The sequence below is a fragment of the Streptomyces sp. NPDC088387 genome (assembly GCF_044753385.1).
Lineage (GTDB): Bacteria > Actinomycetota > Actinomycetes > Streptomycetales > Streptomycetaceae > Streptomyces.
Genome location: NZ_JBIVNC010000002.1, coordinates 131,692 through 148,685, shown reverse-complemented (window position 1 = coordinate 148,685; position 16,994 = coordinate 131,692). Strand labels below are relative to the sequence as shown.

Below are 16,994 nucleotides of genomic sequence, written 5' to 3'. Positions count from 1 at the left end.
GGCGGGGTGCTAGCTCCGCCCGGTCGGCCCGGTCGGCCCGGTCGGCCCGGTCGGCCCGGTCGGCCCGGTCGGCCCGGTCGGCCCGGTCGGCCCGGTCGTGCCGGTCGGCCCGGTCGCTTCAGTCGTCCCGGTCCGCTCCACCCCCGCCGGCCTTTCGCGCAGGCCGCCCAGGATCAGGCCCAGGCCGAAGTCGAAGCGGTCGTCGAAGTTGACGATCTCCTCGACCGGGGTGGCGAAGAGCCGTGGATACGTCCGACGCGCCTCGGCGAAGTCCAGTCTGTCCAGCACGCCCTCGGTGTGGCCCTGTTGCTCCAGCGCCTCGCCCAGGACGTAACAGAAGACGGTGGACGTCGCCCAGAGTGCGGCCACACCCTGGAAGCCGGCCCGCTGCATCACCCCGGCGAGGCGGTCGGCGAACGCGAGGGTGTGCCGCTGGGCGGCGTAACTGCCGCCGACGATCCTGGCGCCGTCGCGCTGCGCGAGCAGGGCCCGGCGCAGCTGCCCGGCGAGGTGCGCGACCTCCGCGTCCCACGACGCGCCGAGGCTGTCGGTGAGGGCCTCGGCCAGGATCGCCTCGGCCATCTCGTCGAGCAGGGCCTGCTTGTTGCCGTAGACGCGGTAGATCGCCGGGAGTTGGAGCTTGGCGGTGTCGGCGAGGCGCCGCATCGTGAGTGCTTCCAGCCCGCCGGCGTCGACGATCTCCCGGGCCGCCACCACCAGGGCTCGGGCACGGGCTGCGGGCGGCGGGGCACTGACTCGCCCCGTGGTGGGATCTTCACTGTCGATCGGCATGATAACGATGTTATCGCCGTCTTCGGGACGTCGGTCGTGGCGCCGTCCGACAGTACCGGAACGCCTTAGGTCATCTGGCCGAAGCGCCCCGCATGGGGCCGCTCTAGGTTCGGTCGTCCGGGCGACGGGAGGACGAAGATGTCGGTGGCCGACACCTATGTCATGGGAACCACCTCGGGCGAGGCGGACCGGCTCAGTGTGCAGGGCGCGCTGTACGCGAGACACACCGAGCATCTGCTGCGGCTCGCGGGCCTGAGTGAGGGGATGAGCGTCCTCGACGTCGGCTGCGGCACCGGCGAGGTGTCCGTCGCCGCCGCCCGTATCGTCGGCCCCACGGGGAGTGTTGTCGGAGTGGACATGGATCCGGGTGTGCTGGACATCGCCCGCGGCAACATCGCGGACGCGTCCCTCACCAACGTCTCGTTCGAGCAGGGTGAACTCGCCGCTCTCGAACTCACCGGAGTCTTCGACGCCGTTGTCGGCCGCCTGATCATGATGCATCTGGCCGACCCGGTGGGTGTGGTCACGGGACTGACGCGGTTGGTCCGCCCCGGAGGTCTGGTGACCTTCCAGGACTTCAACACCTCACGCACGCGCGCGATCCCCGACGTCCCCCTGGTGAACGAGAGCCGTGAATGGATGTGCGCGGCCCTGCGCGCGGGCGGCCGCGATCCCGACATGGGCGGGCGACTGGCGCAGGTGCTGCGGCAGTCGGGGCTCGTCGACGCCGGGGTCGCCACGGCCGTACCGACCGGCGACGCGTCCTCGACGGCGATGACCCTGTTCGCCCAGACGCTGACCAGTCTGCTGCCCCTGGTCGAACGCAGCGGGATCGCCACCGCCGGGGAAGTCGGCCTCGACACCTTCCAGGAGCGGCTGAGGGGACAGTGCGCCGAGGCGCAGGCGATCGTCTATCTTCCGGAGCTGGTGGGAGCGTGGGCGCGGCGCCGCTGAGGCGTTGACGCCGGGGTCTGGAGGGACAGTGGTCGGCCGGCGCCCCGTCTCGCCTCGCGGGGCGTCATGCCGAACTCCGCCCGGAACGCGGTCGCGAACGAGGAGTGGCTGCCGAAGCCGCAGGAGTGGGCGATCTGCGCGATCGTCCGGCTCCGCCAACTCGCCCCCGCCAGACGGCTCTTCGCCAGGTCGAGCCGTTCGCGGCGGATGAGGTCGCGCGCGGTGGTGCCGGCGGCCTGGAGCACCTGCTGGACATGGCGGGTCGACCAGCCCAGCGCCCGCGCGACGCTGTGGACGTCCAGGTCGGCATCGCCGGCGTGCTGTCTGACGTACCGCCGGATCGAGGCCTCGACCGCCGCCCGCTGTCCGGTGGGGGCGGAGTCCGTGCCGCCCTCGGCGGCCAGGCAGACGAGGTCGAGCAGTCGGTCGCAGGCGATGTCGAAGGTGGTCTCGGAGAACTCCGCGCGCTCCTCCTGCAAGGTGGACACCAACTGCCGTATAACACGGCCCAGTCCGCGTGTGCCGCTGATCAGCCGCGGCTCACGGGCGGCGGCCGGACTGCGTGCGGTGACGCCGTCGCCCGGCACGATGAGGGCGAGGGACCGGAAGCCGGAGTCGTGGGCGAACGTCAGCGGCCGGTCGATGTCGCACAGGGCCATACTGCCGACGCCCAACTCCGCGGTGGACGGCCCCTGTTCCACCCATGCCGTGCCGGCGAGCGGTACGAGGAGTTCGTACGTCCCGCGCGGGTCGGTCCGGATGTGCCGTGACTCCCTGACGACCGTTTCCCGTCCGCTGGCGCACATCGCGAGGCCGTAGGTCCCGGACCGTTGCAGGTCGAGCCGGCCGCTCCAGCGTGCGCGGTGGTCGGGGACGCTGATGCGGATGGCCCCGTGCAGGTCGGAGAAGACCTCGTCCCAGGCGCCCACCGAGGGCACGTCGACCACTTCGCTCCAGGAGTACACACCTCATCGTATCGAAGAGGCGCTGTCGGGAAGGCCGTCGCGGTGCCGCACCTGTCCGACCGGCCCAGTCCGTAACGCCGCAGGCCAGAGGCCCCGTGCCGACGGGCGACCACGCCGACGCGTCCACCCGCTGCGACAGCCCGACCACACGGGGCGGCTGTCCGCATTCGACGGTGTGGCTGTGCGGCCCGGCCGCCCGGCGGTGTCCCGGCCCCGCCCCCTCCCGCACCGCGGCCCCGCTACGCCTGCCCGCTCAGGGCGTCCCGTAGGCCCGCGCGGGAGGTGACGTTGAGTTTTGGGAAGACGTTGCGGAGGTGCGCGGCCACGGTTCGGGGGGACAGGAAGAGCTGTGCGGCGATCTGTTTGTTGGTCAGTCCGGTCGCCGCCAGCTGGGCGACCTGCTGCTCCTGCGGGGTCAGCAGGGCGAGCCGGTCGTCGCCGAGCCCCACGGTCTTGACCGGAATCCCGGTCGCCCGCAGCTCGTTGGCGGCCCGCGCGCTCCACGGCTCGGCGCCCAGACGCTGGAACGTGCTGAGCGCGGCGTCCAGATGGACCCGGGCCGCGACCCCCGCCTTCGCCCGGCGCAGCCGCTCCCCGTAGGCCAGACAGATCCGCGCCCAGTCGAACGGCCACCGCTCGGCGTCGGGGGCGTTGACGGCCCGCTCGAACAGCTCGTGGTCGATGGTGTCCGGGACGGCCATGGCCTCCGCGGCGTCCGCGAGCATCGCCAGCCGCGGCGAGACGGACGGGATGTCACTCGCCTTGACCGCCGCGACATGGGCGACGGCCTCCGCGTGCCGCCCGGTGCGTGCCGCCGCCTCGGCGAAGTCGAAGAACAGCCACAGGGTGTGGGCCATGTGCGACGGCACCGTGCCGGGTGTCCCCACCGACCGCAGATGCCGGTACGCGGCCTCGAAGTCGGCACCGCCGAGCGCCGACAGCGCCCGGATGTGGGAGGCGTACACCCGCAGCGTGCCGAGGCCGCGCGGATTGCCCCACGACACAAGCCGGTCGGCGAGGTCCCGCGCGACCGCGTCGTCGCCCCGCGCCCCGGCCAGCAGCCCCTGAAGATACTGCCCGGTGGTCGCCGTGAGCCGGTAGTTGTACGTCACGCACCAGCGCAGCCCCTCGTCGACGACGTCGGCGAGCTCGTCCCACTGTCCGCTGGTGTAGGCGTCGTTGCCCAGCAGGAACAGCGCCTCGATCGCCGCGGCGATGGCCCCGCCGTTGCGCCCGTCGTCGATGACCCGCCGCAGGGCGCTGCGACAGCCCGGCAGCCGGTCGACGTACACCGCCGATATCGCCGTACGCACGATGCGTCTCGGGTCGGTCTCCCGGTGCAGGTCGAGAAGGAGCCCGTCGAGGTCGTCCAGGACCGGCACCGCCGAGTGCGCGGGATCGCCGAACGCGCCGAGGATGACCGGCAGCAGCTGGTCGGCGGAGCCGGGGATGCGCGCCACCGCACCGTCGAGGGAGTCCCACAACTGCGCCCGGCCGCCGAAGAAACACACCGACAGCAGCACATGCAGCGCCTCGCTGAGGATGTTGTCGTCGGTGCCGCCGCGCAGGCCGTGGTTCTCGATCGCGCCGGTGAGCAGCTTGTGCGCGGTGTCCGCGTCGCCCTCGCCGTTGAGCAGCTGGCTGGCAGCCGCGGCGGCGGCCGCGAGGGATTCGGCGCCCACCGGGTCGGCGAGCGCGGCGTTGTCCAGCAGGGCACGTACGTTGCGCAGGTCGCCGGTGATGTTCGCGCCCAGGCACGCCGCCTCCGCCAGCCTGCGGCCCTTGAGCGCACCCGTGGTGCTCAGCTCGGCGGCGCGCAGCAGCGTGGTGATGGCACCGACGGCGTCACCGCGCCGCAGGGTGCTGTAGGCGACCTCGTTGAGCAGCGAGGCCACCTCGTCGTCGGGGCCGACGGCCGCGTCCGCCAGGTGCCGGGCCCGGCGCTCGGACCCCTCGGGGAACTCGCCGGCCAGCGCCAGATGCCCGGAGCGGCGTTCCGCGCCGGTCGACAGCTCCATGACCGACGAGCGGGTGAGCGGGTGCCGGAAGGCCAGCCGGCCCGTCGGCGAGTCGATCTGCACCAGGCCCGCACGCTCGGCGGGCCCCAGCTCGGCCAGGAAGTCGGAGCTGCCCGAGGCCCGTTGGAGGATGTGCAGATCGCCCGAGCCGTCCAGCACCGCGAGCAGCAGCAGCTTCCGCGTCGGCTCCGGGAGCGCGCCCATCCGGACGGAGAAGATCTCCTTGAGCCGCTCGGACAGCGGCAGCACCGTGGGGAGCGCTCCCCGCTCCGTCTGCTGCGCCTCGTTGAGCGTGACGGGCAGTTCGAGCAGCGCCAGCGGGTTGCCACCGGCCTCCGCGACCAGGCGCTGCCGGACCCGGGTCGCCATCGCCGGGAACCGCTCCGCCACCAACTCACTTGCGGAGTCCTCGTCCAGCGGCTTGACCTCGTACGTCGGAATGCGGGTGCTGCTCAGAAACGACTCGTCGCCCGTGCGGCACGCCGTCAGCAGCACCATCGCGTTGGCCCGCACATACCGGGCGACGGTACCCAGCACGGCGGCACTCGGCCGGTCGAGCAGCGCCACGTCGTCGATGACCAGCGCCAGCGGACGGCTCTTCGCCGCCGTACGGGACAGCAGCATCTGTACGGCGTTGGCGATCGCCAGCAGTTCGGTCGGCTGCTCGTCGGAGAGCCCCCGGATGGCCTGGAGGGTGTCCGCCTGCCGCTGCGGCAGCTCGGCGATCTCGCCCGCCAGCGGCTGGAGGAGCTGGTTCAGGGCCGAGAAACTGACGTTCTGCTCGAACTGCGATCCGCTGACCCGCATGACGTGGAAACCGGCCTCGGCCGCCCTGACCGCCGCCTCTTCGAGCAGCGCGCTCTTGCCCACCCCCGCGTCCCCGGTCAGCATCAGCGCCACGCCCCGGGTGGCGGCGGAGCCGAGCAGTTCGTCGACCAGCCGCAGCTCCTCCGCTCTCCCCAGGAGGCGGCCGGCCGAGGGCAGACCGGAATCCCCGGCGTCGAGCTTGCCGTCAGCCAAAGTCGACGGTGTGGGGGATGACATGACGCCTCCCGTTGTGGTCGAGCTGGATCAGCGACAAGACGCGAGCAGCGTGAGAAAGTTCGAAGATAGCATTGTGAGGTGGGTCACATTACCTTCCCGGCGCACGGCCCGGAGGGCTAGGTCATTTGGCCGAAGTCGCGCGGGCGCCGGCTTCCTAGGCTGGGGCGGCCGGGAGAACCGAACCGATCCGGACCTGCCGCGCACAGAAGGAGGCCAGTGATGGCAGCAACGCAGTCCGTGCGGAACGTGGTCCTCGTCCACGGCGGCTTCGTCGACGGCTCCGGCTGGCGGGGTGTGTACGAGCGCCTCGTGGACGACGGCTACCACGTCAGCATCGTGCAGAACCCGACTGAGACCCTCGTCGGCGACGTCGCCGCGACGCTCCAGGTCGTGGCCGAACTGGACGGCCCGGCGGTCCTGGTGGGGCACTCCTACGGCGGTGTTGTGGTCACCGAGGCCGGCCAGGACCCCAAGGTCGCCGCACTCGTCTACATCGCGGCGTTCGCGCCGGACAAGGGCGAGTCCGTGAGCTCCCTCATCGCCGATCCGCCGCCCGGCGCCCCCGTGCCGCCGATCCTGCCCCCGAAGAACGGCCACCTCTTCCTCGACCGCGAGCGGTTCCACGCCTCGTTCGCCGGCGACCTGCCGGAGGCGGAGGCGCGCTTCATGGCCGACTCGCAGGTCCCTTGGGGACTCGACGCCCTCAACGGAGCGGTCACGGACCCGGCTTGGCAGTCCAAGCCCAGCTGGTACCTGGTCGCGGCCGACGACAGGATGATCCCGCCGCCCGCACAGCGGCAGATGGCGGAGCGGGCCGGCGCCACGGTCACCGAGGTGCCGGGCAGCCACTCCGTCTACGTGTCCCGGCCGGACGCGGTGGTCGACCTCATCAAGCAGGCGGCCGGCGCCTAGCCGGCCCGACCGACTGGCCCTGGCCCGCAGCGGACTTCCCCCGGTCTGCTCGCGGGCCGGGGTCATTTGCGTTGGCGTATGTACGGCGGGGCGAACTGATCCCTACGTCGACCGGGATTACCGGCGTGAGCGGCGGAAACCGTATTCCGCCCAACGGGAAACCCTCGCACCGGATTCAGCACCGCGTTCTACCCTCATCCGCGTCCGTCTCCCATACCGTCCCGCAATCCGTCTCCCATACCGTCCCGCATTCCGTCTTTCATTCCGTCCTGACCCCATTCCGCCCCGATCTCATTCCGCCCCGATCTCATGCCATCCCGAATTCCGTCCCGTATTGCGTCCCGCATCTCGCACAACGGGTAACGCCCCCGCCGCGGCGCCGCGTTCCGTCGACCGGAAGCGGCGCCGCGCGAGGGCGTCAGGGTGGTGCGGGCGGTGCTCAGCCCGTCGGCACGCCCCACTGGGAGAGGTCGACGCTGCCGTCGCCGCTCTTGGTGAGGAGGTCCTTCTTGCCCGAGGACCAGGCGATGGCGATCTTGTCGCCGCTGTTGATCTCGACGGTGCCCTTGACCCGGTCCTTGCTGGCCTTGTCGACGCACTGGAGGGACATCTCGGTGTCCTTCAACAGGCCCTCGCACGCGTGGCGCTTCTTGCCGTCCGTGCTCTGGAAGGCCAGCTGGACCTTGCCGTCCTGGATGATCATGGCGACCTGGTCCACGTCGGACGAGCCGAGCCAGCCGCCGTCGAGCCCGGCCGCCCCGCCGCCGGCCGAGCCGCTCGGGCTGGTGGAGCCGCCGGTCCCGGCGGGGTCGTCGGCGGGGTCGTCGGCGGGGTCGGGCGTCGCCGGATCCGCGGTCGTTGCCGGAGCCGCCGGGGAGGAGGCCGCCGTGTTGTCGTCGGCCGAGTCGTCGCTGCTACAGCCCGTCAGAAGGGCGGCGCCGACACCGGCGGACGCGAGGGCGATGAGCATGGACTTGCGCATGAGTTCGGATCTCCGTTGGTTGAGGGGGTGTTACGGGTGGTGCCGTGGTTCCGTCACACGGGCCGGGCGGCCGGCCGGTCACGCTCGCGCGGAGACACCGGTGTGCGGGTCGGAGTGGGTGGGGGCGGGGGTGGGCGCGGGGCCGCCCTCGCTGATGCCGAAGCGGTCGTGGAACCTGCGCAGCGGGCCCGGCGCGTACCAGTTGGCGCGGCCGAGCAGCCGCATCGCGGCGGGCAGCAGGACCCCACGGACGGCGATGGCGTCGATGAGGATGGCCAGACCGCTCCCGATGCCGAACATCTGCATAAAGCTGACCTTGGCGGTGGCGAAGGCGAAGAAGCCGACGGCGAGCAGACAGGCCGCCGCGCTGACGATCCGTCCGGTGTGACCCAGGCCGTGCACCACCGCGTCGCCGGTGGACTCGCCGGCGTCGTGGAGTTCCTTGACGCGGCTGGTGACGAAGACCTCGTAGTCCATGGAGAGTCCGAAGGCGATGCAGAACAGCAGCACTGTCATGGACGTGTCCATGGGTTGTGCGGTGAAGCCCAGCGGGCCGGACAGATTGCCGTCCTGGAAGATCCAGGTCATCGCACCGATCGCCGCACCGAGGCTGACGATGTTCAGGACCAGGGCGCGCAGCGGCTGCACGATGCTGCCGGTGAAGAGGAACAGCAGGACGAACGTGGTCACCGCGACCAGTCCGGCGGCGAGCGGGAGGCGGTCGGCGATGGAGTCCTTGGTGTCGACGAGTTCGGCGTCCCCGCCGCCGACCAGGGTCCGGCCGGCACCGGTGGGTCCCGGGGTGTCGCGGACGGTGCCGACCAGGTCCTGCGCCGCGTCGGACTTCGGTGCCGCCGTCCCGATCACGGACAGCCGCTGTGCGTCGGGGCGTTCGAGCGCCTGTGCACCGGGACCCGGGGCCTGCCGGCCGGTGGAGGTGTAGGTGCCGGTGGCGGCCTCGACGCGGGCCACGCCCGGGAGCCGGGCGAGGCGCTCGGCGTACGCGTCGAGTTCCACGTGGGCGACCCGGCCGTCGGCGACGACCTGGATGGCGGCCTCGTCGTCACCGGCGAAGTCGCTCTGGAGGACCGTGGAGACCTGGCGGCTTTCGGCGTCCTCGGGCAGCACCCGCTCGTCCGGGGTGCCGAACGTGACCCCCAGCAGCGGCGACGCGGCGAGCAGCAGCACCGCGAGGACGGGCAGGGCGGTCAGGACCGGGCGGCGCATGACGGCACCCGCGAGCCGGCCCCAGAACGGTGCCGGCGCGTGGCGCCGGCCGCCCGCCCGGGGCCAGGGGATGCGGCCCTTGTTGATGCGGTGGCCCAGCACCTTCAGCAGGGCGGGCATCACGAACAGTGTGCCGATGGCGGCGATGACGACGACACCGACACCGGCGTAGGCGAACGAGCGCAGGAAGTACTGCGGGAACACCAGCAGTGCCGTCAGCGCCACCGCGACCGTGCCGGCCGAGAAGACCACCGTGCGCCCCGCGGTGTTGACGGTGGTGCGTACCGCGTCGTCCACCGGGGTGCCCGCGGCCAGTTGCTCGCGGAAGCGGCTGATCATGAGGAGGGCGTAGTCGATGCCGAGACCCAGCCCCAGTGCCGTGGTCAGGTTGATCGCGAAGATCGACACGTTGGTGGCGCTGCCGAGCAGGGACAGTTCGGCGAAGGTGCCGGCGACCGCGATGGTGCCGACGGCGAGCGGGAGGAGGGCCGCGACGACGCCGCCGAAGACGATCAGCAGGAGCAGCAGGGTGAGCGGGACGGCGATGATCTCGGCGAGCAGCAGGTCCTTGAGGACCTGGTCGGAGAGTTCGGCGCTGACGGCGGTGCCGCCGCCGGCCCGGACGGTGAGGCTGTCGCGGGTGCCGGTGTAGGCCTCGATGATGTCGTGGGCGTGGGTGTCCTGGCTGGACTCGTCGCCCTCGACGTGGGCGAGGACCATCGCCGAGGTGCCGTCCTTCGACAGCAGGGCCTCGCTGTCGGTGTCCCAGTACGAGACGACGTTGCTGAGGGTGGGCTCCTCGCGCAGGACGGCGACGAGTTCCTCGCCGTCCTGCCGGGCGGCGGGGTCGGTGACCCTGCCGTCGCCGGTGGACACGAGGAGGACGAGGTTGGCCTCGCCGCCGAACCTCTCGTCGATGACCTGGCGGGCCTGTGTGGAGGGCGAGTCGGGGTCGTCGAAGCCTCCGCCGACGAGCTTGCCGAAGGCGCCCACGCCGATCACACCCATGGCGGCGACTAGGACGGCGGCGATGAAGAGGACCGCCTTGGGACGGCGAACGGTGAGTTCTGCCACGCGATGGAACATCCCTGCTCCTTTCTGAACGATCGATTTCCGCTAAAGGGACTGCGGTTGGGGACGGACGACGTACGAGGGAGAGGGCATTCGGCGGTAACTTGCCGAGCCACACCATGTTTTCTGTATTTCTGGCATTGGTTGTTTCTTTGCGTCTGTGAGCGGTTGGCGCACACAAGACGGGGAAACGGCCCGCGAGTTCGGTCCGGATCGTGTGAGCTGGGTCACGACCGAGTGGGGTGTGTGGTGTGTCCGGCCTCGCCTGGCCGGAAGTCCCCTTGCCCGGCCCGCGGGGCTCGGACAGGGTCGTGGGGCGGCGTCGGCCGCCCGATGCCGGACCACCGTCGGAGAGCACATGCTGCGGCTGCACTTCACCGCCGAGGACATCGCCCGGGTCCGCGTGGCCGCCGCTCCCGACCCGCTCTGGGAGATCGCCAACAGCTTCCAGGCGCTGGTCCACGACGGCGACGTCCTCGCCTTCGGCGACTGGCGGCAACAGGTCCGCACCCGGCTCAACCCCGCCTACGGGCTGCTCGCGGCGCTCCTTCCCCCGCGCGGCTACTCGCCCGACTTCCTCACACCCGACCTGGGCGGCGTGCACCGCGGATACGGCGCCTTCGGCACGGAGGGCGCCGTGGGCATCGAGGGCGCGGTCGACACCGTGCTGGCGACCCCGAGGGCCACCCTGCGCGCTGACCTGACGCTGCTCGCCGAATCCCCGCTGCGCCGCCCGCGCCCGACCACGGCGGGCTTCCGCGCCCTGGCCGAGGGCGAACCCCACGCACTGCACCGTCTGGGCGCCGCCCTGCACACCTACTACCGGCGTGCGGTCGAACCCTTCTGGCCGCACATCCGGGCACACGTCGACGCCGACCGGTCCGAGCGGGCGCGTGCGGTACTGGACGGCGGCACGGACGGGCTCCTCAGGAGCTTCCGCCCGGTGCTGCGCTGGGACTCACAGGTACTTGAGGTGGACTACCCGGTCGACCGCGAACTCCGGCTCGACGGAAGGGGGTTGCTGCTCCAGCCGTCCTTCTTCTGCTCCCGGCGCCCCGTGATGCTCGCCGAACCGGCGCCCGAACTCACCCCCGTCCTGGTCTATCCGGTCCAGCACACCCTCGGCTGGGCCCGCGCACACCACCCCGCGGAGCACGCCGCCGAACTCGGCGAACTCCTCGGACGGACCCGGGCGGCCATCCTGGAGGACGTGGTCGGGGGCCGTACGACCGGTGAACTCGCCCGGCGGTTCGGCATCTCGGGCTCCGCCGCCAGCCAGCACACCGCGGTGCTGCGCCGGGCGGGCCTCCTGGTGAGCGTGCGCCGCGGCAGACACGTCCTGCACACCGTCACCCCGGCCGGACTCACCCTGCTCGCCGGCCCGTCGAGCACGGGCTACGACGTGTAAGCCACGGCTTCAACGTCTGGCGCGGCCGTGTCACCGGCGTGAGCCTGGGTCTGTAAGCGGGGCCGCGTCCGACCTGCGCGGCCCGTATGTCGCCATCCTCACAGGGGGTTTCACCGAATGCGCGACAGGCACTCCGTCATCGGCGTCCTCAGTGCCGCGGCCTGCGTCGTGGCCGCAGTCCTCGCCACCACCGCCCCGGCCCAGGCCGCCACTCCGGCGCCCGAGCGCGCCGCCGCCCAGGTACTGACCATGCCGCCGGCCCCGGAGGGTGCGTCCGCGCCCTCGTCCGTGGCCGCCGAGCCGCCGACGACCTGGCCGAAGCCCAACAAGATCGTGCACGTTGCCGCGCTCGGCAGTGTCGCCTGCGAGAGCGGCAACCTGTGCGTCGCCGCGTGGGACTCCACCAAGGGCGACTACGCGGTCTTCTACCTCTACCACTGCGAGTCGTACGCGCTGTCCAACTTCGTGGGCACGGGCGGCTACCGCAACTCCCAGACCGGCGGCGCCACCGGCCGCTTCTACGGCCAGAGCGGCAATCTGCTGACGTCGGTTCCGGTGGGTGCGAGCAGCGCCTCCTACAACTGGAGCCCGGTCTGGTCGATCCGCAACTGCTGATCCTCCACCGCACGGGGGCGCCGGGCGCGGGTCACCGCCCCGGCACAAGAGAGGGCCGGAGCGTGTGTCACGCTCCGGCCCCACCTCTCCGTGCACGGTCAGGCCGCGGCGGCCTCGCCCACGTGCCCGTGCAGCCGCGACACGACCTCCGTCAGATCGCCGATGACCTCGGCGTCGTCGGAGGGGTGCGTCTCGGCGAACCGGGTCACGGAACCGGGGATGGAGAGCTTGACGTCCTCCAGCACCTTGCCGCCGGCGATGCCGACGGCCTTGCGGGCCTCGTCCTGGGCCCAGACGCCGCCGTACTGTCCGTAGGCGGTGCCGACCACGGCGACCGGCTTGCCGCCGAGGGCGCCGGCGCCGTACGGGCGGGACAGCCAGTCGATGGCGTTCTTCAGGACGGCCGGGATCGTGCCGTTGTACTCGGGCGTGAAGAAGAGGAAGCCGTCGGCGGACTCGGCCGCCTCGCGCAGCTTCACGGCCGCGGCCGGCACGCTGCCCGGTACGTCGATGTCCTCGTTGTAGAACGGGACGTCGGCGAGGCCCTCGAACAGCTGGATGTCGGCACCGGCCGGAGCGATCTTCACGGCGGTCTCGGCGAGCTGGCGGTTGTGCGAGCCGGCGCGGAGGCTGCCGACGAGCGCGAGGATACGAACGGACATGAGGGACTCCAGAGAGGTGAAACGCGGGGGGAAGCATGGCTTTCAGTAACCGGACCGAGGTCCGTTTCACTGTTGTAGCACTCCAACCGGACCGCGGTCCAGTTTCTTCCCGATGCTTTACGCTGTCTTCATGTCCGCCTCTCTGCCGCCCGTCGGGCGGTCCTCGGAGCTTGTCGAGGACATCGATCTGCTCCAGTTGGGGTCCCCCGACGACGAGCCCTGTCTGCGCGCCGACGCGGCCCGCAACCGAGCGCGGCTGCTGGACGCGGCCGCGCGACTCGTGGAGAAGCACGGCGCCGCCGGCGTCACGATGGAGGCCGTCGCCGCGGCCGCCGCAGTCGGCAAGGGGACGGTCTTCCGCCGCTTCGGCGACCGGACGGGACTGCTGAACGCGCTCCTGGACCACTCGGAGAAGAAGTTCCAGGCCGCGTTCCTCGCTGGTCCGCCCCCGCTCGGACCGGGCGCGCCGCCCGACGAACGGCTGAGGGCGTTCGGAATCGCCGTACTGCGCCGCGCCGCCGACGAGCTGGAACTCCAGATGGCCGCGGAGCCGACCCCGGACCGCCGCTATGTCGTCCCGGCCCGCCGGCTGCTGCACAGCCACATCACCATCCTGCTGCGCGAAGCCGTCCCGGACGGGGACTGCGAACTCCTCGCGCACGCGCTGATGGCCCAGCTCAGCCCCGGTCTCGTCCATCACCTGACCCGGCAGTGCGGCATGTCGCAGGAACGGCTGGAGGCCGCCTGGTGCGACCTGGTGGCACGGGTGCTCACGGGCGGCGCGCCCTGCTGAGAAGCGGCGCCACACCCCGGTGACCCCACACGTCCCGGCAGCCGCCAGATCCTCAGAAAGTCCGGGGAAAGTCCAGAGAAAGTCCAAGGGAAAACAACCCGGTCCCGCTCGATGGCTGCCCCGCGGCCTCTGCCAAGATGCCGTACGTCATGGTGCAGATACCGAACGCCCCAGCGCCTCGCCCCGTCCCCACGAGCGCCGATGTGGCCCGGCTCGCCGGAGTCTCGCGCGCGACCGTCTCGTACGTACTGAACAACACCAGCGCCGTACGGATCAGCGAACCCACCCGCCGCCGCGTCCACGAGGCCGCGAAAGAACTCGGATACGTCCCCCACGCCGCCGCGCGCAGTCTGCGCGCCGGGCACAGCCGCATGGTGCTGATGCCCTCGCCGACCGTCCCGGTCGGACCGCTCTACAGCCAGTTCCTGAACGAACTCCAGTGGGCCGTCAGCCGCTTGGACTACACCGTCGTCCAGTACGGCACGGTCGGCCTCGGCGGCGACGACGCCGCCCGCGCCTGGGCCGAACTCCGGCCCGTCGCCGTACTCGTCCCCGGATCCGGCCTCGGCCCGCAGGGCGTCGAGGTCCTCAAACGGGCCGGCGCCCGCGCCGTCGTCACCCTCGGACCCGAGTCCGTCGAGGGCGCGCACGCTTTACTCATGGACCACGAGGAGGTCGGCCGCGCGGCCGGCGCCCATCTCCACGCCCGCGGCAGACACCGGATCGGCGTCGTCGTCCCCGAGGAACCCGGCCTGGAACTCTTCTCCCGCCCCCGTCTCCAGGGCGTGCGCCGCGCCCTGCACGGCACCGAGGACCGGGTACGCGAACTACCGCTCGCCTACGACGAACACGCCGCCGCCCGGCTCGCCGCGCACTGGCCCGAACTCGGCCTGGACGCCGTCTTCGCCTACAACGACGAGTACGCGATGCTGCTGATGCGCGCCCTCCAGGACCAGGGCGTACGCGTCCCCGAGGACACGGCCGTCATCGGCGCGGACGACCTGATGCTCGGACGGCTGCTGCGACCGCGCCTGAGCACGGTCCACATCGAGCTGCCCTCCGGCCGCGACCTCGCGGAACTGGTCGACCGCGCGGTCCGCGACCCCGGGGCGGCGCCCGAGACACACAGGGTGCTGGGAGCCACGGTCGTACACCGCGACTCCAGCTGAGTGGCCCCGGTTACTCGCCCTGCCCGGCCTGGGCCTGCTGCTCGGCGACCGACTTGCGGACCTCGTCCATGTCCAGCTTCCGGGCCTGGCCGATGACGTCCGTCAGCGCGGCCTCGGGCAGCGCGCCCGGCTGCGCGAACACGGCCACCTGGTCACGGACGATCATCAGGGTCGGGATGGACTGGATCCCGAAGGCGGCGGCCAGCTCCGGCTGCGCCTCGGTGTCCACCTTGCCGAACACGAGGTCCGGGTTGTCCTGCGCGGCCTGCTCGTAGACCGGTGCGAACTGGCGGCACGGCCCGCACCACGACGCCCAGAAGTCGATCAGAACGAACTCGTTCTCGGTGACCGTCTGGTCGAAGTTCTCCTTGGTGAGCTCGACAGTGCTGCTCATGACCTGCATCCCTGCTTTCCGGTGTCGGGGGAGACCGTCCGTGGAACACCACCGGACCGGCGGCTATTCCGTGCGCGCACGGGCACGCTTCGGCGCACGTACCCGTGTGGCCACGACGCACACCACCCACCAGACTGGGCCCCATGACGGAAACGGATTCCAAGATGTACGACGTCGTAGTGCTCGGAGCGGGGCCCGTGGGGGAGAACGTCGCCGACCGCACCCGCGCGGCCGGACTCTCCACCGCGATCGTCGAGAGCGAGCTCGTCGGCGGCGAGTGTTCGTACTGGGCGTGTATGCCCAGCAAGGCCCTGCTGCGCCCGGTCATCGCGCGGGCGGACGCCCGCCGGGTGCCGGGCCTGCGGCAGCTGGTGCAGGGCGACCTCGACGTCGCCGAGGTGCTCGCGCACCGCAACTACTTCACCTCGGACTGGAAGGACGACGGCCAGATCGGCTGGCTCGACGGCATCGGCGCCGATCTGTACCGGGGGCACGGCCGGCTCGCCGGGCCGCGCACGGTGATCGTGACCGGCCCCGACGGTGAGCAGCACACGCTGACCGCCCGGCACGCCGTCGCCGTGTGCACCGGCACCCGGGCCCAGCTGCCCGACCTGCCCGGTATCGCCGACGTACGGCCGTGGACCAGCCGTGAGGCCACCAGTTCCCAGAGTGTGCCCGGCCGCCTGGTGGTGGTCGGCGGCGGAGTCGTCGCCACCGAGATGGCCACCGTCTGGCACGCCCTCGGCTCGCAGGTCACCATGCTGGTGCGCGGCAAGGGCCTGCTGCCCCGCATGGAGCCCTTCGCCGGCGAACTGATCGCGGAGTCGCTCATCGAGGCCGGCGTGGACATCCGCACCGGCAGCTCCGTGACGTCGGTGGCGCGTGAGGACGGCACGGTCGTCGTCGAGACGGACCGCGGCGACCGGATCGAGGCCGACGAGATCCTCTTCGCCATCGGCCGCGCCCCGCGCACCGAGGACATCGGGCTCGACAGCATCGGGCTGAAGCCCGGCTCGTGGCTGTCCGTCGACGACAGTCTGCGGGTCACGGACAGCGACTGGCTGTACGCGTGCGGAGACGTCAATCACCGGGCGCTGCTGACCCACCAGGGCAAGTACCAGGCCCGGATCGCCGGGGCCGCGATCGCCGCGCGTGCGCAGGGTGTGCCCCTGCTGGAGACCGACCGGTGGGGCGCGCATGCGGCGACCGCCGACCATGACGCCGTGCCGCAGGTCGTCTTCACCGACCCCGAGGCCGGTGCGGTGGGGCTCTCCCTCGCGGAGGCGGAGCAGGCCGGTCACCGGGTGCGGGCCGTCGACGTCGAGTTCTCCTCGGTCTCCGGGGCCGGGTTGTACGCCGACGGGTATCGCGGCAAGGCGCGGATGGTCGTCGACCTGGACCGGGAGATCCTCCTCGGCGTCACGTTCGTCGGGCCCGGCGTCGGTGAGCTGATCCACTCGGCCACGATCGCCGTCGCCGGCGAGGTCCCCGTCTCCCGCCTCTGGCACGCGGTCCCGTCCTACCCCACGATCAGCGAAATCTGGCTCCGCCTACTGGAGACATACCGAGGCTGACGGCTCCGCCGGGGGCGGGTGTGCGGGTGCGGGTAGCGAGTGGCCGCTCGCGCAGTTCCCCGCACCCCTAAAAACAGCGCGCCGCCCAGCCCCCTCGCCAGAGCCGCGGCCACGCATGCCCCGTGGGGCGACGGGGGAGACCGGGCACGGGCATCGCCCCGCTGACACCGAACCGCGCCCACCCCTCCGCCCGCCACAGCCGCGTCCACACCGTCGCTCACCCCAGCCGCGGGCATGCGTGCCGTCTGGGGTGACGGGTGGGTGTGGGCGCGGACATTGCCCCGTTGACGCCGGGCCGCGTCCACCGCTCCGCCCGTCACAGCCGCGGGCATGCGTGCCGTCTGGGGTGACGGGTGGGTGTGGGCGCGGACATTGCCCCGTTGACGCCGGGCCGCGTCCACCGCTCCGCCCGTC

14 protein-coding genes are annotated in these 16,994 nt (G+C 71.9%); 7 read left to right on the top strand and 7 right to left on the bottom strand.

All coding sequences use genetic code 11. The annotated features are described in order from the left end of the window. Positions 1-9 precede the first annotated feature (9 nt). Complete coding sequence (locus ACIQAC_RS05330) at positions 10-792, bottom strand: TetR/AcrR family transcriptional regulator C-terminal domain-containing protein (protein WP_402187168.1); 783 nt, start codon at positions 790-792, stop codon at positions 10-12. Positions 793-930: 138 nt separating this feature from the next. On the opposite strand from ACIQAC_RS05330, the gene ACIQAC_RS05325 reads away from it, so the two are divergent. Further along, the gene (locus tag ACIQAC_RS05325) at positions 931-1,746 is read left to right on the top strand and encodes a class I SAM-dependent methyltransferase (protein ID WP_402187166.1); all 816 of its coding nucleotides are present in this window, start codon (positions 931-933) and stop codon (positions 1,744-1,746) included. On the opposite strand, the gene ACIQAC_RS05320 is transcribed toward ACIQAC_RS05325, so the two are convergent. Continuing rightward, the gene (locus tag ACIQAC_RS05320) at positions 1,704-2,711 is read right to left on the bottom strand and encodes an AraC family transcriptional regulator (protein WP_402187165.1); all 1,008 of its coding nucleotides are present in this window, start codon (positions 2,709-2,711) and stop codon (positions 1,704-1,706) included. The genes ACIQAC_RS05325 and ACIQAC_RS05320 overlap by 43 nt on opposite strands. Positions 2,712-2,950: 239 nt before the next feature. Continuing rightward, positions 2,951-5,749: a LuxR C-terminal-related transcriptional regulator gene (locus tag ACIQAC_RS05315; protein ID WP_402187163.1), complete on the bottom strand. Its 2,799-nt coding sequence runs from the start codon at positions 5,747-5,749 to the stop codon at positions 2,951-2,953. Between the two features lie 243 nt (positions 5,750-5,992). Here ACIQAC_RS05315 and ACIQAC_RS05310 point away from each other — a divergent pair, with 243 nt between their 5' ends. Then, on the top strand, positions 5,993-6,685 hold the full coding sequence (locus tag ACIQAC_RS05310) for an alpha/beta fold hydrolase (RefSeq protein ID WP_402187161.1): 693 nt from the start codon (positions 5,993-5,995) through the stop codon (positions 6,683-6,685). A gap of 439 nt (positions 6,686-7,124) precedes the next feature. Here the strand turns inward: ACIQAC_RS05310 and ACIQAC_RS05305 are convergent, their stop codons facing one another. Together ACIQAC_RS05305 and ACIQAC_RS05300 are read right to left on the bottom strand one after the other, a co-directional pair. Further along, on the bottom strand, positions 7,125-7,667 hold the full coding sequence (locus ACIQAC_RS05305) for a hypothetical protein (RefSeq protein WP_402187159.1): 543 nt from the start codon (positions 7,665-7,667) through the stop codon (positions 7,125-7,127). 78 nt (positions 7,668-7,745) lie between these two features. Next, positions 7,746-9,980, bottom strand: coding sequence for an MMPL family transporter (locus ACIQAC_RS05300; protein ID WP_402187157.1), 2,235 nt, complete (start codon positions 9,978-9,980; stop codon positions 7,746-7,748). A gap of 343 nt (positions 9,981-10,323) precedes the next feature. Here ACIQAC_RS05300 and ACIQAC_RS05295 point away from each other — a divergent pair, with 343 nt between their 5' ends. Further along, entirely contained in the window at positions 10,324-11,373 is a 1,050-nt protein-coding gene (locus tag ACIQAC_RS05295) for an ArsR/SmtB family transcription factor (protein WP_402187155.1), read from the top strand. Between the two features lie 117 nt (positions 11,374-11,490). Then, positions 11,491-11,988 carry a hypothetical protein gene (locus ACIQAC_RS05290; protein ID WP_402187153.1) on the top strand — a complete coding sequence of 166 codons (498 nt, stop codon included), beginning with the start codon at positions 11,491-11,493 and terminating at the stop codon, positions 11,986-11,988. 98 nt (positions 11,989-12,086) lie between these two features. Here the strand turns inward: ACIQAC_RS05290 and ACIQAC_RS05285 are convergent, their stop codons facing one another. Next, on the bottom strand, positions 12,087-12,650 hold the full coding sequence (locus ACIQAC_RS05285; protein WP_402187152.1) for an NAD(P)H-dependent oxidoreductase: 564 nt from the start codon (positions 12,648-12,650) through the stop codon (positions 12,087-12,089). Positions 12,651-12,762: 112 nt separating this feature from the next. On the opposite strand from ACIQAC_RS05285, the gene ACIQAC_RS05280 reads away from it, so the two are divergent. Further along, a complete protein-coding gene (locus ACIQAC_RS05280) occupies positions 12,763-13,443 on the top strand; it encodes a TetR/AcrR family transcriptional regulator (RefSeq protein ID WP_402187150.1) in 681 nt (226 codons plus the stop codon). Positions 13,444-13,592: 149 nt separating this feature from the next. Continuing rightward, complete coding sequence (locus tag ACIQAC_RS05275; protein ID WP_402187148.1) at positions 13,593-14,612, top strand: LacI family DNA-binding transcriptional regulator; 1,020 nt, start codon at positions 13,593-13,595, stop codon at positions 14,610-14,612. A 10-nt stretch (positions 14,613-14,622) separates the two neighbouring features. Here ACIQAC_RS05275 and trxA read toward each other — a convergent pair whose 3' ends face one another. Continuing rightward, positions 14,623-15,006 carry a thioredoxin gene (trxA, locus tag ACIQAC_RS05270; protein WP_402187147.1) on the bottom strand — a complete coding sequence of 128 codons (384 nt, stop codon included), beginning with the start codon at positions 15,004-15,006 and terminating at the stop codon, positions 14,623-14,625. 143 nt (positions 15,007-15,149) lie between these two features. Between trxA and ACIQAC_RS05265 the strand changes: the two genes are divergently transcribed. Continuing rightward, positions 15,150-16,580, top strand: a complete 1,431-nt coding sequence (locus ACIQAC_RS05265; RefSeq protein ID WP_402187145.1) for a dihydrolipoyl dehydrogenase family protein — start codon at positions 15,150-15,152, stop codon at positions 16,578-16,580. Positions 16,581-16,994 lie beyond the last annotated feature (414 nt).

What these genes read in the sequence shown, in the direction of transcription:
- ACIQAC_RS05330 (WP_402187168.1), bottom strand. Translation starts at nt 792, where the DNA reads ATGCCGATCGACAGTGAAGATCCCACCACGGGGCGAGTCAGTGCCCCG.
- ACIQAC_RS05325 (WP_402187166.1), top strand. Translation starts at nt 931, where the DNA reads ATGTCGGTGGCCGACACCTATGTCATGGGAACCACCTCGGGCGAGGCG.
- ACIQAC_RS05310 (WP_402187161.1), top strand. Translation starts at nt 5,993, where the DNA reads ATGGCAGCAACGCAGTCCGTGCGGAACGTGGTCCTCGTCCACGGCGGC.
- ACIQAC_RS05305 (WP_402187159.1), bottom strand. Translation starts at nt 7,667, where the DNA reads ATGCGCAAGTCCATGCTCATCGCCCTCGCGTCCGCCGGTGTCGGCGCC.
- ACIQAC_RS05300 (WP_402187157.1), bottom strand. Translation starts at nt 9,980, where the DNA reads ATGTTCCATCGCGTGGCAGAACTCACCGTTCGCCGTCCCAAGGCGGTC.
- ACIQAC_RS05295 (WP_402187155.1), top strand. Translation starts at nt 10,324, where the DNA reads ATGCTGCGGCTGCACTTCACCGCCGAGGACATCGCCCGGGTCCGCGTG.
- ACIQAC_RS05290 (WP_402187153.1), top strand. Translation starts at nt 11,491, where the DNA reads ATGCGCGACAGGCACTCCGTCATCGGCGTCCTCAGTGCCGCGGCCTGC.
- ACIQAC_RS05285 (WP_402187152.1), bottom strand. Translation starts at nt 12,650, where the DNA reads ATGTCCGTTCGTATCCTCGCGCTCGTCGGCAGCCTCCGCGCCGGCTCG.
- ACIQAC_RS05280 (WP_402187150.1), top strand. Translation starts at nt 12,763, where the DNA reads ATGCTTTACGCTGTCTTCATGTCCGCCTCTCTGCCGCCCGTCGGGCGG.
- ACIQAC_RS05275 (WP_402187148.1), top strand. Translation starts at nt 13,593, where the DNA reads ATGGTGCAGATACCGAACGCCCCAGCGCCTCGCCCCGTCCCCACGAGC.
- trxA (WP_402187147.1), bottom strand. Translation starts at nt 15,006, where the DNA reads ATGAGCAGCACTGTCGAGCTCACCAAGGAGAACTTCGACCAGACGGTC.
- ACIQAC_RS05265 (WP_402187145.1), top strand. Translation starts at nt 15,150, where the DNA reads ATGACGGAAACGGATTCCAAGATGTACGACGTCGTAGTGCTCGGAGCG.